Genomic DNA, 14,297 nt, shown 5'->3' on the forward strand with positions numbered 1-14,297 from the left:
AGCTTTCCCAACGATGTGGGGCTGTAGCTCAGTTGGGAGAGCGCTTGAATGGCATTCAAGAGGCCGTGAGTTCAATTCTCTCCAGCTCCACCACCGATAGATCAAGGGCTTGCGAATCGCTTCGCAAGCCCTTTTTCTTTGCTGCACTACATTTTTGCTCTACATTTTCACGCGACCTTGACCGGCTTGACCAGCCGAAGAGGTGCTCCCATCGCCGTCCCGAGCCTCGGCAGCAGTTCGGCCGCCTTCTCCGTCTCCGAAGCGTGCGCCTCGTAGTAGTTCTTGATGATCACGCGTGGACTGGTGCCGGCCAGATGCGCGATGCCGGGAATCTCAACCTTCTTGTCGAGCATCGTTGTGATCCACAGGTGTCGGATGTCGTACAGGCAGACATCGTACTCGAGCCCGGCGCGCACACGAAAAAGCGTCGCGGTGCGCTCCCCTTCGCCGCCTGCACAGTAGGTCGCACGGCACCGGCGCCAAGCACGCGCCGACGCGCTTTCGCTTGGCCCCAGCACTTGGCGAGCCGTGCAAATCATTCATGTGACAGCGAGGGGGGAGTGACGTTTTGCTCAGGCTCAGGGGGAGTTCTACCTCCGAGCTCTACCCCCGGTGGCCTCCCATTTCCTATGCCTCAGCACCACTTCTCAGCGCTCCCGGAACGCCTGATTGAGGGAAATGTATATGGGCTTGAGCAGGTAGCCGATGAGCGTCTTCGTTCCGGTCTTTATGTCCGCCTGCACGGTCATGCCCGGCAACACCTTGTTGCGCTCCGGATCGCCCCCCACGTAGGCCTTGTCCAGCGCGATGATGCCCTTGTAATATACCCCACCGCCAGCCTGTTCGTCGTCCATGAAGGTGGTGGGCGAGATCTCCTTGAGTTCGCCGCGGATGCCTCCATAGCGAGCGTAGTCAAAGGCGGTGAACTTCACGGTGACAGGCTGGCCAGGCTGGAGGTGTCCGATGTCGCGGGCTGAGATGCGCGTCTCCACGATCAGATCCTTGCCCAAAGGAACGATTTCCAGCACCGTTCCGCCGCGCTGCACGACCTCGCCAATGGTGTGCACCTTCAGATTATGCACCACACCGGTGTCTGGCGACTTGATGGTGAGTTGGTTGACATCCTGCTCCTGGCGCTTGATCGTCTCTTGGGTCTTGGAGAGCTCTTCGTCAATTTTTGCCAGTTCCTGCATCCAGCTTTCGCGGGCCTCCTCATCCAGCTTGAGGAGCTTGTTCTCCGCCTCACTGAGCCGCTCATTGAGCTGTAGACGTGTAATGGGCATCTGGAGCAGGTTCTCGTCGGCCTGGATCAGCTGGCGCTTGACGCCAAAGAACTCCATCTTACCCACCATTCCTTTCTTGAACAGGCTGTCGTAGGCATCAAATTCATCCTTGATCAGGCCGTGGTGCTCCCGCAGAGCCTTTTCCTTGGTGTCCATCGAGCGCAATTCCGCCTTGTACCTGCTGATCTCATTGCGAAAAATGGCGCGCCGAACCTTCATGGATTCAACTGTCTGCTTATACAGCTGGCGTTGCTCACGCGCCATCTCGGCATACTTGGACTTGTCTTTAGGAAATTCTGGCTCCTCGCCGCTGATGAGGGCCAGCAGGCGGATCTTGCGCAACTCCAGGGCCTCGCGGGACACCTGCGACTGCTCCAAGGTCGAGGCCAAGGAGGTTGGGTCCATGAGCACGAGAGGCTGGCCGGCGGTGACGGACTGACCCTCCTTGACGATGATCTGGGCGACGATGCCGCCGTCCGGGCTCTGCACGCGCTTGATATGCCCCGTGGGGATGAGCTTGCCCTGGGTCACCGCCACCTCGTCGATGCTGGTCAGGGAAGCCCAGAGGATGAAAACCACCACCACCCCGGTCAGGGTCAGAACCACGTAGCGGATGAGCACGGGAACGCCGGTCTCCTCCAGTAGCAGGGCCTGGGAAAGGTGCAGCGACTCCCGGTCCAGGAGCTTGACCTTCACGTTCGCCAGCCTGGCCTTCACCTTGCCAAGCAGCGTTGTCGGCTTGTCATCTGTCATGGGTATATCCTTTCCTCAGCATGGGGGAGCGGCTTCCAGGTGCGGAGTCACCTCTTCGGGAGTCCCAAACATCCTCACACGGCCCTTTTCCAGCCAAAGCACCTTGTCCGCTATCTGGAAATACTGCCTGTGGTTGGTCACCAGGACCAGGGTCGAGGAGCGCTTGATCTCCCGGAGGTTCTGCAGAAAGGACTCGGCCTTGGCCGGGTCGAGCGGTTCCACCGCCTCATCCAGCAAGAGTATGGGCACATTGCGCATAAGCACCCGGGCCAGGTTCAACCTGCGCCAGAAGGTCTCGGAATACTGCCGGATCCTGAAGTCGCCCACGCGGGTTTCCAGCCCCTCGGGCAGGGCTTCAATCTCGTCGAGCACGCGGGCCCTGGCGCATGCGGATTTCATGTCTTCCGTGCTGGCCAGGGGATTGGTCAGCCGCAAGTTCTGGGCGATGGTGCCATAGAAGAACTGCGGCGTCTGCGGGGCGTAGCCGATGGTCCGCCGCAGGGCGATGGGGTCCATCTGCCGCAGGGCGGAACTGTCGAGGGTGATGCGCCCGGCCTGGGGCTGGTACAGGCCCATGAGCAGCTTGAGCAGCGTCGACTTGCCCGCTCCGTCATGCCCGGTCACGACCAGAATCTCCCCGGGCTCTACGCTGAAGCTCACGCTGAGCAGGGCCGGGTGGGCGTCGGGCATGTAGCGGATGGAGACCTGGGAGAACTCCACTCGGCCCTGGATGTTGCGGTTCAGGGTCAGGATGGCCTCGGACCGGTTCTCGATCTCCATGTTCATGAGCCGGTTGACCTGCTGGATGCTCTTGCCGATGCGCTCCACCTGCATGATCACCACGAAGGCCGAGCGCAGCGGCGCCAGGATGCGCCAGACCAGGAACATGGAGGCCACCAGCGCGCCCATGCTCATGCTGCCCGCCAGCACGCCGGTGGTGCCCACAGCCAGGGTGGCCACTCCGGCAGTGGTGATGAGGGCGTTGGTCAGGGTGTTGATGGACGCGGCCAGTTGGGCCGACCGGTAGTTGGCGGCGGTGCATTCGGCCGAGGACTTGCGGAACCGCTCCAGCCAGATGTTTGCGGCGCCGGTGTACTTGATGGCCCGCATCTTCGTCAGCACCTCCATGATCAGGTCCTGGCGCGTGGTGCCGGCCTGGGCTCCGTCCATGCCCGCCTGCTTGATCAGGGGCAGATAGATGAGCGCCATAAGGCCGAAAAGGGCGATGGCGCCCAGGGGCACGAAGACGATGCGCCCGCCGAGCCAAACCATGGCCAGGGTGAGCAGCAGGGCGAAGGGAATCTCAAAGAGGGCCACCAGCCCCTGCCCGGAAAAGAACTCCCGCACAGAATCGAAGTCCTTGATCCGGGCCGTCTGCGAGCCAATGGAGGCGGACTCGGTGAAGGGCGGGGGCAGATACAGGATGCGGCGGAACACCTCGTTGCCCACGATGTTGCCCAACCGCGCGCCCACGAATCCGAGCAGCCCGGAGCGGATGAGCCGCAGGCCGAAGTCGCTGGCGACAAAGACCATGACCCCGATGATGATGTACACCAGCGTCGCCTTTTCACGCAGAAAGGGCAGCTGGTCGTAGACGGTCATGACAAACAGCGGCATCACCAGGGCCAGCAGGCTGAGCAGGAACGAGATGAACAGCCCCTGCCGGAAGGGCTTGCCGAACCGGGCAAGCACCTTCTGGAACCACTCCGCCTGCTGGCGTTGCAGGGTGACGCCGCCGGTCTCGGTCATGGAGAAGAAAAACGCAGTGCCCCGAGTGGGGGTCGGAGCCATCTCGCAATAGCTCCCCTGACGGCTGTCGAAGGCCAGGATTTTGTCCCTGTCTCCTTTGATGAGCACCACCGGCTCGCCCCCCTCGGCCAGGAACAGGCACGGCAAGGTGCGCAGGTCGATGCGGTCCAGCGACACAGGCAAGGCCTTGCTGCCAAACTTCAGGTTGGACAACACGTTCAGCAGGTCCGACAGCGCCAGGGTGTCCAGGCCATGGGGCAGGGACTCGGCCAGGTGGAAGTGGTTGCCGTGCCAGCCCAGGGCGTCGAGCAAGGGAACCAGGCAGGCCGCAAAGGATCCCTGGCCGGCAATGCTGGCTTGGATGGTGCGCTTACTCATCCGCGCCCCGCTTCCCCAGTGGCCTGGGCTCAAGAATCAGCGACTTGTAGTCCACTGTGTTGATGTGCCGCACCCACCAGTCAAGGATGGAGAGCTTGAGAGCGGAGGTGATGTTGAGCTGCCCTTCGCTGAACTCCCGGCGGTGCTTTTCCACAATGCCGTTGAAAATGGCGTGCTGTGCCTGGTGCTCCTCCAGGGACGGACACCCTGCCTCCAGCATGATCCCTTCCTCGCGCCCGAAGTGCACCACAGCGTATTCCTGAATCTTCTTAAATATTTCAGATCCGTTGGACAAATCATCCAGGCTGGTGTCGGGGTTGCTGAAGGCCTCGATGACCTGGTTCAGCTCCAGCACGTATTCGGTGAAGATGCGGTGGTCCTCGTCAACCTGGACGATGTCCATGCGCTTGATGACTCCGGTGATGTCCTCCCAGGTGCGGGCCGTCTGCATGACCCAGCGCATCCAGGCCATCTCTCCGGGCAGCCCCTTGGCCTCCGCCTGCTCATGCCCTTCCACGCAGCTCGCTACCGACGCTGGCGCAAGGCTGGCGTTTTGGAATTCCAGGACCCGGTCAGCCAGGGCCAGGACGGTCGGGTCGGTGCTGGCCATGACAATGGTGCAATGGCCCTTGAGCTGTCGCAGAAGCCAATGAAAGATGCGCCGACTGTCCTGGTCCATGGCCTCGTCGACCTTGTCCATGAGGAGTACGCGCGGGCGCACCGCCAGCGCCCTGGCGATGCAAATGCGTTGCACCACGCCAGAGGGCAGGAATTCGTACAGGCGGTTGCCCACCTGGGTCTCAAAGCCTTGCGGCAGCTCTGAGATTGCGGAATCAAGGGCCAGCAAAGCCGCGGCGTCCTGGGCGCTGTCGCGATGGGCGTTGTTGAACAGGGTGATGTTGTCGAGGATGCTGCCGTTGAACAGCACGCCATTCTGGGGCAAAAATTCGATGCGCCCGCGCAGGGATTCCCGGTTATGCTCCGCAAGGTCATGACCGTCGAGGAGGACCGCCCCGGCTTCCGGCTTGACCATGCCCAGCAGCAGATGCAGCACGGCGCTTGCCCCGCCTGCGCCGCCCCCTGCCAGGCACACCATCTCGCGGGGGGCGACCTCCAGGGTCACATCCTTCAGGATTGGCGCCCGCTCATCGCCATCGCCCAGGGTTACGCCATGCAACTCCAGCCGACCGAGGACTTCCAAAGGCAACGGGGGCAGATCTTCCGGAGCTTCCGTCTCCATGCCCGCCACGTAGCCGACCTGCTCCCGCGCGATTTCCATGTCCGCCTGGCGCAGCAGGAAGGAGGCCAGGCTTTGCACGGGCTGGAAGGCCCGGCCTGCAAGCAGTGTGCAGGCGGCCATGGTGCCCAGGGTCAGGGTGCCGTCGATGACCCGCAGACCGCTGATGAGCAGGATGCCAAAGAGCAAAAGCTGGGAGAACATGGCCCCGATGTTCAAGGGCAGTTCCCCAAGCAGGGTGACCTCGAAATTGTCCTGCGCCGACTGGTCCTGCAAGCGCTCATGACGCCGCAGCATCTGCTCCTCGATGGTCAGCGACTTCACCGTGTGGATGCCGTTTAAGGCCTCCACTACGAAATTAAAGCGCCGGTCCGTTATCTCGCGCTGGTTGTGGCGGCGCTTGAGATACGAAGCCTGGAGCCGCCGGGTCAGGGCCAGATAGCCGAAGATGACGACCAGAAGATAGGCGGCCACGATCTGGCCTCCCAGGTAGCCGGTGACGATGACGTAGAGAACCGCGAAGGGGAGGTCGAGCAGCATCTGAAAGGCTTGGCCAGAAAACGCGCCGCGCAGGGTGCCCACGGCGTTGAGTCGGTCGAGATGCACGCCCACGCCGTCGCGCTCGAAGATATCCAGCCGCGAGCGAAGCCAGCGGGTCATGCAGTCGAGCCCGAGCAGGTGGTCGAAGCGAGCCGCTATCCAGTTGGTGATGGTGGAGCGGCACAGCCGCAAAACGGATTCCAGCCCGAGGGCCACGACAAAGCCTACAACCAGCCAGGCAAGGGTGCTCAAGGCCTTTGTCGGAACGATCCGGTCATAGACCTGCATCAAGACGATGGGCAGGGCCAAAGAAAGGACATTGACGCCCAGGGATGCCACAAGCAGTTCCTGGGCGCTTTTGGAGAACAGGGGCAAGGCCCGCAGTTCCTCAATCCATGCCTTGCGTACCCTGAATTGTTCAAGCAGCATGCTGGTCGCTCTCTCCTCTGGCGCCCCTGGCTTCGACAAAGCCCACGGCCACCTGCCACACCCGGGGAACGGCACACTGCCCTGCCCTGAGGTATCATCCCTTTTGCTTACATGTCGTGGCCCTTGTGGTGATCCTGAGCACTTTGCTCAAAGGCCTCGACGGCGTGGGACGGAGCCGGAGCCGAATCAAGCCCTGCACCCGACTTGCCTTGGCCTTGAGACGTCTTGGGCGGCTCGTGCTCCACCGAGGCCGTCCAATCTCCATGCGCTGCCGGGCTGGTGGCTGGCGCATGGGTGTCCGCCTGAGTGAGATCGGTCCAGCTCCCAGCTCCCCCGCCCTTGCCCTGTCCTGGGGACGCGCTGAGGAAGAGGTCAGCGTGAGCCGAATCCTGTGCGCCGCCGAACGCGGGAGCGGGAGCGTGGCCGCCCCCGACGTCCTGCGCGCCGGGAGCCTCATGCCCTGCGCCGCCCTTGGCAAAATCGCCCTGGGCGTCGAAGGCGGTGTCCGCGTTGGGATTGGGCGGCGGGCTGCCAGGGGGCGGGGCGTCCAGGCCGTTGCCCAGACCGTTGTCGCCAAAGCCGCCGTGGCGGCCCGCATCCTCATGCTGGGCGGCGCCGACCTCAGGACCGGCGTCGTGGCCTGCGCCCTGGCCCGTATCATGGTCCGACTTGTCGTGGCCCAGAGCCTGGCCCTGGGGCTCATCCGCATGGCCGGGATGCTCCTCACGGCCACTTGACTCATCCTCCCGGTCAACCTTGTCCTGCGCGCCTGAGCCCTCATGCCCTGCGCCGCCCTTGGCAAAATCGCCCTGGGCGTCGAAGGCGGTGTCCGCGTTGGGATTGGGCGGCGGGCTGCCAGGGGGCGGGGCGTCCAGGCCGTTGCCCAGGCCGTTGTCGCCAAAGCCGCCGTGGCGGCCCGCATCCTCATGCTGGGCGGCGCCGACCTCAGAACCGGCCCCTTGACCGGCATCATGGTCCGCCTTGTCGTGGCCCAGTGCCTTGCCCTGTGGGGCATGCCCATGCTGATCTGCAGTTCCGGTGCCAGCGCCGCGGTCCGTGCGCTCAGACTCCTCGCTCTTTTCACCGCCCTTGGCGGATGCTGCTGGCCTGCTGTCCGGGGCCTCATGACCATGTTCGGCCCGCCCGCGTTCCTCGCTCTTTCCAGCGCCCTTGGCGGATGCTTCTGGCTGGGCCTCGACCACCGGAGCGGCAGGCGCGGCCTCAGGCTGAGCCTTGGCAACAGGCTGCGCCTCTGCGGGAGGCGAAGTCTCGGCCACTGGCTGAGTAGGCGCTTCGGGCTGAGCCTCGACCACCGGAGCGGCAGGCGCGGCCTCAGGCTGGGGCGCTGCAGGCTGAGCCTCGGCAACAGGCTGCGCCTCTGCGGGAGGCGAAGTCTCGGCTATTGGCTGGGCAGGCGTTTCGGCCTGGGCCTCGACCACCGGAGCGGCAGGCGCAGCCTCAGGCTGGGGCGCTGCAGGCTGAGCCTCGGCAACAGGCTGCGTCTCTGCGGGAGGCAAAGTCTCGGCTATTGGCTGGGCAGGCGCTTCGGGCTGGGCCGCCACAACTGGCGCAGGCTCACTCACCGCTGCGGCAGGAGCGGCCGCAGGCTGGGGCGCTGCAAGCTGAGCCTCGGCAACAGGCTGCGCCTCTGCGGGAGGCGGAGTCTCGGCTATTGGCTGGGCAGGCGCTTCAGCCTGGGCCTCGACCACCGGAGCGGCAGGCGCGGCCTCAGGTTCGGACACTGTGGGCTGGGCAAATGCTTCAGTCCGGTCTGTTGGGGGATGCACGGGCGCAGCTGTCTGGACCGGCACTTCAACGTGGAGCGGGCCAGGGAGAGGTGTCTCCGCTGCGGCTGGAGCGGCCTCGAGCGTCTCATGAGACACCTCGGGAACGGCTGCGGCTGTCGAAGTAGCGGGATGATCCTCAGCAGGATGAGCTTCAGGAACTGGCTGTTGTTCTGGCCCCTGCTTTTCCACAGCCTGATCGATAGGGATCCCCCGCACGATTGTCCTAGTCAGTTGCGACTCGTCGATCGTCGGGGATACAACGGTCTGAACACCCTGAAACTGCTTGGCGTTCAGATCCGCCTGTCGAGTATCCTGCAATACGGTCAACTCGTCCAACTCGCGGCTGACATCCTGATTATTTGCCGGCTTCTCGGACATACATGCCCCACTATTGATTCCAGAAATGATCTTATTCACTCCGAAAGAGGACACCTTCCACTCTTGGCCTAAAACTGCTCTTACTTAAACTAATTGTGTATCATTCTCTCAAAATGTCAACATAGACTCCAGCGTCGTCTAGCCATGGCGTATGGGAAAGTGGCAGCAATAGTCGCACTATCGGAAGAGTAATGGAATACCCATGTGCAAGAGGACAGAACCGCAGCCTGCCGTAGCGTTGCGGATTGGAGTCCGTGCCACAATCACCAATGGCTCGGGAAAAATGGAGAACATCAGAAAACTGCAAATCCAGACGTTGGGCCTGGTCGTCACACCCCTGGCCGCAGGTACAGCCGGTTATTTTTTCATCGAGTCCGGCTGGTCTGTTTTTGACGCTTTTTACATGACCGCCATAACCATCACCACCGTCGGCTTTGATGAGGTTCAGCCCCTTTCCACAGGCGGAAGGGCTTTCTCACTTTCCTTGATCTTCTTCGGCTTGGGATCAGTGGCCATTTCCGCCACGCACCTGGCCCAGTTCATCATCCAAGGGGAACTCACCGGCATATTCGGGAGAATAAGAATGCAGAAACAGATCGACTCCCTGGTCGGGCACTACATCGTCTGCGGCTGCGGCAACATCGGCAGCACCATCTGCCTGAAGCTCTTCGACATGGATCTCCCCTTCGTGGTGGTGGAATCTGTCCCGAAAGCCCTGGAAGGGGCCCGAGGACGGGGTATTCGGTGGTGTCGGCAACCCGGCAGAAGACGCAGTGCTGCTTTCTGCGGGCATCGCGCGCGCCCATGGCCTTATTCTGTGCATCCCGGACGATTCCACAAACAACTTCATCAGCCTCGCAGCGCGTGAGCTGAATCCCGGAATCCACATCATTGCCAGAGGCAGCAATCCGGCGGTCGAGTCACGCATGCTCCGCGCCGGGGCAGACACGGTGGTCTATCCCTTGAGACTTGGTGGTGAGCAAATCGCCCAATTGATCGCCCGCCAGGCAGGGCTTCCCGGCCGTAGCGATGAGTCATTCGGCGAGCCTGGAGTTATGGGGTATTATCTGCGGGTCTTCCGCATCTTTGGAGACCAGCCCATGACCGTGGCCCAGGTGCTGGAAAAATCCGGGGCCATCAAGGCATTGGCGCTGAGGCCAGAACGCGGCGAACCCGTTGACAACCCTGGCCCAGACCAGACGCTCGGAATCAATGATTCCTTGCTCATTTTGGTTCGTGAACAGGGGCAACCGGCTCCCGAAAAGACGGAATTCCCGTTCAAGTGGTCAGATGAGTATATGCTCGGGGTAGATCTCATCGACGATGAGCACCGGGGCCTGTTCCAGTATGCGCAAGATTTCCATGACGCCTTGTCGGCCGGGCGCAACCGTGAAGCAGTGCTCAAACTCTTTGAGCGGCTCTTGGACTACACGAACCTGCACTTCAGGAACGAGGAAGAGGTCATGCGCCGCGCCGGTTATCCGGACCTGCAGGCTCATCAGGATGAACACCGCAAGATGACGCGCGAGGTCATGGAACTCTATAAGGACAAGCGGAACCGATGCACGCTGGCAGGCCAGATATTTTGCTTCAAGGTCCGAAAATTCTCTTCCAGCGAACAAAATGCACTACAAATCCGCGCTGCAAACGTCTCAAAAACACCTAACGTTGCCGTGCATCAATAAAATACTCAATAATTTCCGCACCCATACAGCATAGGCTTGAATGGCATTCAAGAGGCCGTGAGTTCAAGCCTCTCCAGCTCCACCACCGACAGATCAAGGGCCGTCCGCAAGGGTGCCCTTTTCCTTTTTGAGACGCTGCAAAGGACTTTCTCTACGCTGGGCAGGCCTCGGCGCAGCCAATGATGGCCATAAGTGCAGGCCAAACAAGAACAGATAATATTCTGTTCCAAAATCCTTGACAGGGACAGCGCCTCCGGCTAGACAGTGTCTCCCAACGATGTGGGGCTGTAGCTCAGTTGGGAGAGCGCTTGAATGGCATTCAAGAGGCCGTGGGTTCAATTCCCTCCAGCTCCACCAGAAAGATCAAGGCTTTACGAGAATCCTCGTAAAGCCTTTTTCTTTTGCTCTCAGCTTTTGTGCCGGATCTGTGCCGTATTTTGGTTTGAAGCACTCCGTCTGCGACGGATGCTGGGGCGAAGAGTTTTCCAGGCAACTCCTGGGTGACGGTAGGGACGGCTGGAGTATAACTTCAACCTCTCATCTATCTGGCTTGGGCCTTATACACCTGCCACCACTCCTCCATATACCATCCCTTTCTTTCTATACAAATCATGAGGAAGTACCGTCACTATCGTCACTGACTGACTACAGAAAGCCAGCTTTTGTATAGCAAATAGTTTCGCATAATTTTTATGTATTGCCAAGTACATGAAATACTGCTGATGTTTCAAGCCCAAGCATATGCTTTCAGCGTCCATTCTGGGCGTACGGAATTATGCTGGACAGCAATTTGTAAACATTTGCGCAATAGCAATGAGCGTAAAAAAGTCATGCATGGGTTCCCGACATAGGGGGGGGGACCGCTGTTTGCCCTAGATCGCATCGGACGACCAATCTCAGGGATCACGCTTCTGACGCCCCGTACTCTCCACGCTGCGAGTGAGAGGCATGCTCGGACAGATGTACCCGAGCTCTCGCAGCCCCGCCAAAATTGAAATACGTTTTTTAAAAGAAAAAGAATGTAGGGTTCGCAAAGACCCCATTTGTCTTTGTCTCTGCTCCAGTGAACTTTTCAATTCGCCTGGGTGTTACTTAGGCTTAGAATCATTTTTCACTGAAACGAGATTACGACAACCAATCAGAAGGGACAAGCTTATCACCATTTCGCCATGTCGCGACTAAATGAACATTGGAATAATCGTGCCAAACCTCTTCTGGAGCATGGTCAAAAATTAGAATCTGAAGTTTTCCAGATGCAGCGAGTGATACCGAATTCATCAAAGAAAAGATCTTTCTAACACTTTCAATATCGTCATCACCTATTGCCTTCCAATACTCGCCATCGTCTTTTGGTATGTATACCTTTTGGGGGAAGTAAACCTGACTCGGTTGATCAAAAATTACAAATGAAGGAACAGGGTTACTAGGAGCCCTAATAAAAAAGGCATGCAACGCGAGTAGAACGGAAATGTGGTAAGCGAGCCAGTTTGATCCGCTACCGATCTCCCAAAGGTAATTACTTCTGAGCTCCCCTTTAATGACTACCGTTAGCGATTTAATATCTAACTCAATTTTGTTGCCAGGGGATTCCACATCAAGCTGTTGTATGTAGCCACCTGAAATATATGAAATCTGACCGAGGGCATAGTCTTGGCGTCTCGAAATTTGAACGCCTGAAATAAGCTCACCAAATCGTGAAATTTCATTTTTTAGGCTTGATATTACCTCTATCAACGCGCTTCTGTCTTGGGTATTAGAAAATGTTTCCAAAGCCTCCTCAAGCCGTCCAATAAACCTGTTCGCCTCAGAAATAGTGTAAAGGGCATTTTGTTGCTGTTTAGACTCTCCTGCGACAGCATGAATTTGCTTTTGTATAGCGTGCAACTCAGATGCTGTCTGGTTGAGTTCACCCAAGATTGTTGCATATTCCCTATCGAAGGAGCTTGGCACTTCGGAAAATAGTGATATTTCGTCTTCTGTCTTTTTTAACGACTTAATAAGCATCTCAAGCTGTTCGTCGCAAGTTGATCCTTCAGATTCGCAAAATGGACAATTACTTGTTTTGACAACCTCCTGTTCTATCCACTGAGAAATTGACAACCTATCTCTCAAAATTTGAAGAGTCTTATGGTAGTCATTTGAGCTAGACTTCAAGTGCTCCATATCCGAAACTCTGCGTTTAAGCGAAGACAGTCTTAAGGAAAGCTCGTCTTCTTTCGAGCGTAGCTTCTGAAGGTCAGCACTAAGGGCCTCAGCAAGGTGAGAATCAATTTTAGGTTCCAATAGCCCAGGCGTAGCCAAGTCTCTCAATATCCCCAGTAGATACTCAGGGTTTCCGTCAATCGACACCTCGTCATTTATCAGGCCGAGTTCTTTTGCTTTTATGATTTTGGTTCGGATGTCAGCTACCCACTTTTGGAACAGCGATTGGATACCTTCAAGCTCTTTTTCTTTAATCCTGAGTTGTTTGTTTAACTCGTTGAACAGGTGCTTGTTGTAAAACCATTCTGCGTCTACAGCGTTGAGGACGAACGGGAAGATATTTCTTAACCTCTCTTGGTACTTATGCTCGTTTGCTTTGTAAAAAAGGATATCTTGGTTGGCGATAATGTTTTGAGATTGAAATAAAAACGATATGACATCTCGAAAACTCGGTCGTGTTGTGAATGCTCTATCTTCCTGACCATAATCAAGCATGGGCAATCCAGAAAGTTCACTCAAGCGTCTCTTTACATCTTCTGAGTCGTCATTCTTTTCGGGTATGACACTAGGAATAACAATTTGATTTCCTTCAAGGACAAACATGTCTCCTGTCTGTTTTTGATCTTCAGGGTTTCTCCTAGCCAGAAGAATATCTCCTTGGATTGTACTAAGAACAATACCAAACCAAGAGCATGTATCACGGATGATTCCAACTGGAATTGAACATTTTGAAGAGCAGAGGCAATAGTCAATTATCGGGATGATGGCGGATTTCCCTGTCCGAGAGGCCCCAGTTATTACATTCACCTTGCCCAACTCGAATTTCACTGTTCGAGGCTCACGATTCAAGTCTTTAGGCCAAAGTATTAGTTCTTTAATTTGGAGTTGCATTAAAACCTCACCCTCAAATTTGAAGCAATGTCGTAGAGAGAGTTTTTAGCAAACCATGCCCCGAGTTTGTCGGCACCAATGAGCAGTGGATTAATGGATGCGCACTCGTATTTCTTAGGTATCTTTAAGTCGCGGGAAACGACAAGGGCACCTTCCGCAAGAACAGCAAGCATATTTGCCTTAGACGCAAGTATAAATGAGGCCCATGAAATTTCTTTATACCTTTCAGCTAAATCATGAATACGCAGCAACACATCAGTGCTTTTCATTTGCGTAGAAGAAAATTTATTCGAGAACTTCCTTATTCCTGAATTGACCTGCGTAGATCTTAAAACAGTTCTTATGTCTTTCTGATAGAGGATCAGGAATGACCAAAAACAGCAAAAGCAATGGGCATCCAGAGTTGCTTTTTGATTTTTTTTCGTACGATTGGACTGTCCTAAACATTAAAAATGCACCAAGTGCTTTGTTCTGTACCAAATCAACCTCAAGACCATGCTTACTATTCATCTGTATCACCACTTAACAGTCTGAGATATTCGTCATGCCAACCGATTTTAAGTTTGTCTGAGCAGTCATGGAAGCAGCCCTTTGTGAAGTCAGTCGGAACCTGTAGCCCAGAAAGCTGCTCTTTAAAATTGTTGCACTCGTAAAGTACGACTTTACCTCTTTCTTCAGGCGTAATGTTTCTGTGCAAGATTGCTGCCTTACGCCGTTCATTATCCCATTTGTTCTGGATAGATGAGTAAAACTCACCAAAGCTGTCACCATGGACTAACCCATCATCAGCCCAGCGTATTTTATTCGTCTTAGATCTTATATATGATGTAATCGCGCCAATCCTATCTTCGGCATCACATTGTATTAGATCAAGTTGTTTTACGTATATTCTGGTAAGGTGATTTTCTGTTTCTTCTGGGTTCGGCTCTAGCGAGAAGTCATGTAGGGAATGAATACCGGCAAGCTCTCTTCTTGCCGCAAACAA

Annotated in this window: 11 protein-coding genes and 2 tRNA genes; 4 read left to right on the top strand and 9 right to left on the bottom strand. The window is 56.9% G+C overall.

Annotated elements, in window-relative coordinates:
• The first annotated feature begins 17 nt into the window (after positions 1-17).
• Positions 18-93 (top strand) — tRNA-Ala (locus tag Q8O35_RS05030).
• A 74-nt stretch (positions 94-167) separates the two neighbouring features.
• On the opposite strand, the gene Q8O35_RS05035 is transcribed toward Q8O35_RS05030, so the two are convergent.
• The 5 genes from Q8O35_RS05035 to Q8O35_RS05055 form a co-directional block, all read right to left on the bottom strand.
• Positions 168-539 (bottom strand): hypothetical protein, encoded by a 372-nt coding sequence (locus Q8O35_RS05035; protein WP_305571288.1) that lies wholly within the window; start codon positions 537-539, stop codon positions 168-170.
• 108 nt (positions 540-647) lie between these two features.
• Positions 648-2,036, bottom strand: coding sequence for an HlyD family type I secretion periplasmic adaptor subunit (locus Q8O35_RS05040; RefSeq protein ID WP_305571290.1), 1,389 nt, complete (start codon positions 2,034-2,036; stop codon positions 648-650).
• Between the two features lie 15 nt (positions 2,037-2,051).
• Positions 2,052-4,163, bottom strand: coding sequence for a peptidase domain-containing ABC transporter (locus Q8O35_RS05045; RefSeq protein ID WP_305571292.1), 2,112 nt, complete (start codon positions 4,161-4,163; stop codon positions 2,052-2,054).
• Positions 4,156-6,369 (bottom strand): ABC transporter transmembrane domain-containing protein, encoded by a 2,214-nt coding sequence (locus tag Q8O35_RS05050; protein ID WP_305571294.1) that lies wholly within the window; start codon positions 6,367-6,369, stop codon positions 4,156-4,158. Before Q8O35_RS05050 ends, Q8O35_RS05045 begins: the two co-directional genes overlap by 8 nt.
• A 107-nt stretch (positions 6,370-6,476) precedes the next feature.
• On the bottom strand, positions 6,477-8,111 hold the full coding sequence (locus Q8O35_RS05055; RefSeq protein WP_305571296.1) for a hypothetical protein: 1,635 nt from the start codon (positions 8,109-8,111) through the stop codon (positions 6,477-6,479).
• A gap of 706 nt (positions 8,112-8,817) precedes the next feature.
• Here Q8O35_RS05055 and Q8O35_RS05060 point away from each other — a divergent pair.
• The 3 genes from Q8O35_RS05060 (at position 8,818) to Q8O35_RS05070 (ending at position 10,576) form a co-directional block, all read left to right on the top strand.
• Positions 8,818-9,402, top strand: coding sequence for a TrkA family potassium uptake protein (locus Q8O35_RS05060; protein WP_305571298.1), 585 nt, complete (start codon positions 8,818-8,820; stop codon positions 9,400-9,402).
• Positions 9,308-10,219 carry a bacteriohemerythrin gene (locus Q8O35_RS05065; RefSeq protein WP_305571300.1) on the top strand — a complete coding sequence of 304 codons (912 nt, stop codon included), beginning with the start codon at positions 9,308-9,310 and terminating at the stop codon, positions 10,217-10,219. Before Q8O35_RS05060 ends, Q8O35_RS05065 begins: the two co-directional genes overlap by 95 nt.
• A gap of 281 nt (positions 10,220-10,500) precedes the next feature.
• A tRNA-Ala gene (locus Q8O35_RS05070) sits at positions 10,501-10,576 on the top strand.
• A gap of 768 nt (positions 10,577-11,344) precedes the next feature.
• Here Q8O35_RS05070 and Q8O35_RS05075 read toward each other — a convergent pair.
• The 4 genes from Q8O35_RS05075 to Q8O35_RS05085 all read right to left on the bottom strand — a co-directional run.
• Positions 11,345-13,312, bottom strand: coding sequence for a DUF3732 domain-containing protein (locus tag Q8O35_RS05075; protein ID WP_305571302.1), 1,968 nt, complete (start codon positions 13,310-13,312; stop codon positions 11,345-11,347).
• Entirely contained in the window at positions 13,312-13,677 is a 366-nt protein-coding gene (locus tag Q8O35_RS05080) for a three component ABC system middle component (protein ID WP_371133095.1), read from the bottom strand. Before Q8O35_RS05080 ends, Q8O35_RS05075 begins: the two co-directional genes overlap by 1 nt.
• Complete coding sequence (locus Q8O35_RS14815) at positions 13,598-13,822, bottom strand: three component ABC system middle component (RefSeq protein ID WP_371133094.1); 225 nt, start codon at positions 13,820-13,822, stop codon at positions 13,598-13,600. Before Q8O35_RS14815 ends, Q8O35_RS05080 begins: the two co-directional genes overlap by 80 nt.
• A partial coding sequence (locus Q8O35_RS05085) for an ABC-three component system protein (protein WP_305571304.1) occupies positions 13,815-14,297 on the bottom strand: 483 nt, incomplete at its 5' end. The genes Q8O35_RS14815 and Q8O35_RS05085, both read right to left, overlap by 8 nt.

Origin of the sequence: Humidesulfovibrio sp. (genome assembly GCF_030689645.1) — a bacterium.
In the GTDB taxonomy this organism is placed as follows: domain Bacteria; phylum Desulfobacterota; class Desulfovibrionia; order Desulfovibrionales; family Desulfovibrionaceae; genus Humidesulfovibrio.

Coding starts and splice junctions, on each gene's coding strand:
- Q8O35_RS05050 (WP_305571294.1), bottom strand. CDS start 6,369: ATGCTGCTTGAACAATTCAGGGTACGCAAGGCATGGATTGAGGAACTG.
- Q8O35_RS05035 (WP_305571288.1), bottom strand. CDS start 539: ATGATTTGCACGGCTCGCCAAGTGCTGGGGCCAAGCGAAAGCGCGTCG.
- Q8O35_RS14815 (WP_371133094.1), bottom strand. CDS start 13,822: ATGAATAGTAAGCATGGTCTTGAGGTTGATTTGGTACAGAACAAAGCA.
- Q8O35_RS05040 (WP_305571290.1), bottom strand. CDS start 2,036: ATGACAGATGACAAGCCGACAACGCTGCTTGGCAAGGTGAAGGCCAGG.
- Q8O35_RS05060 (WP_305571298.1), top strand. CDS start 8,818: ATGGAGAACATCAGAAAACTGCAAATCCAGACGTTGGGCCTGGTCGTC.
- Q8O35_RS05075 (WP_305571302.1), bottom strand. CDS start 13,312: ATGCAACTCCAAATTAAAGAACTAATACTTTGGCCTAAAGACTTGAAT.
- Q8O35_RS05045 (WP_305571292.1), bottom strand. CDS start 4,163: ATGAGTAAGCGCACCATCCAAGCCAGCATTGCCGGCCAGGGATCCTTT.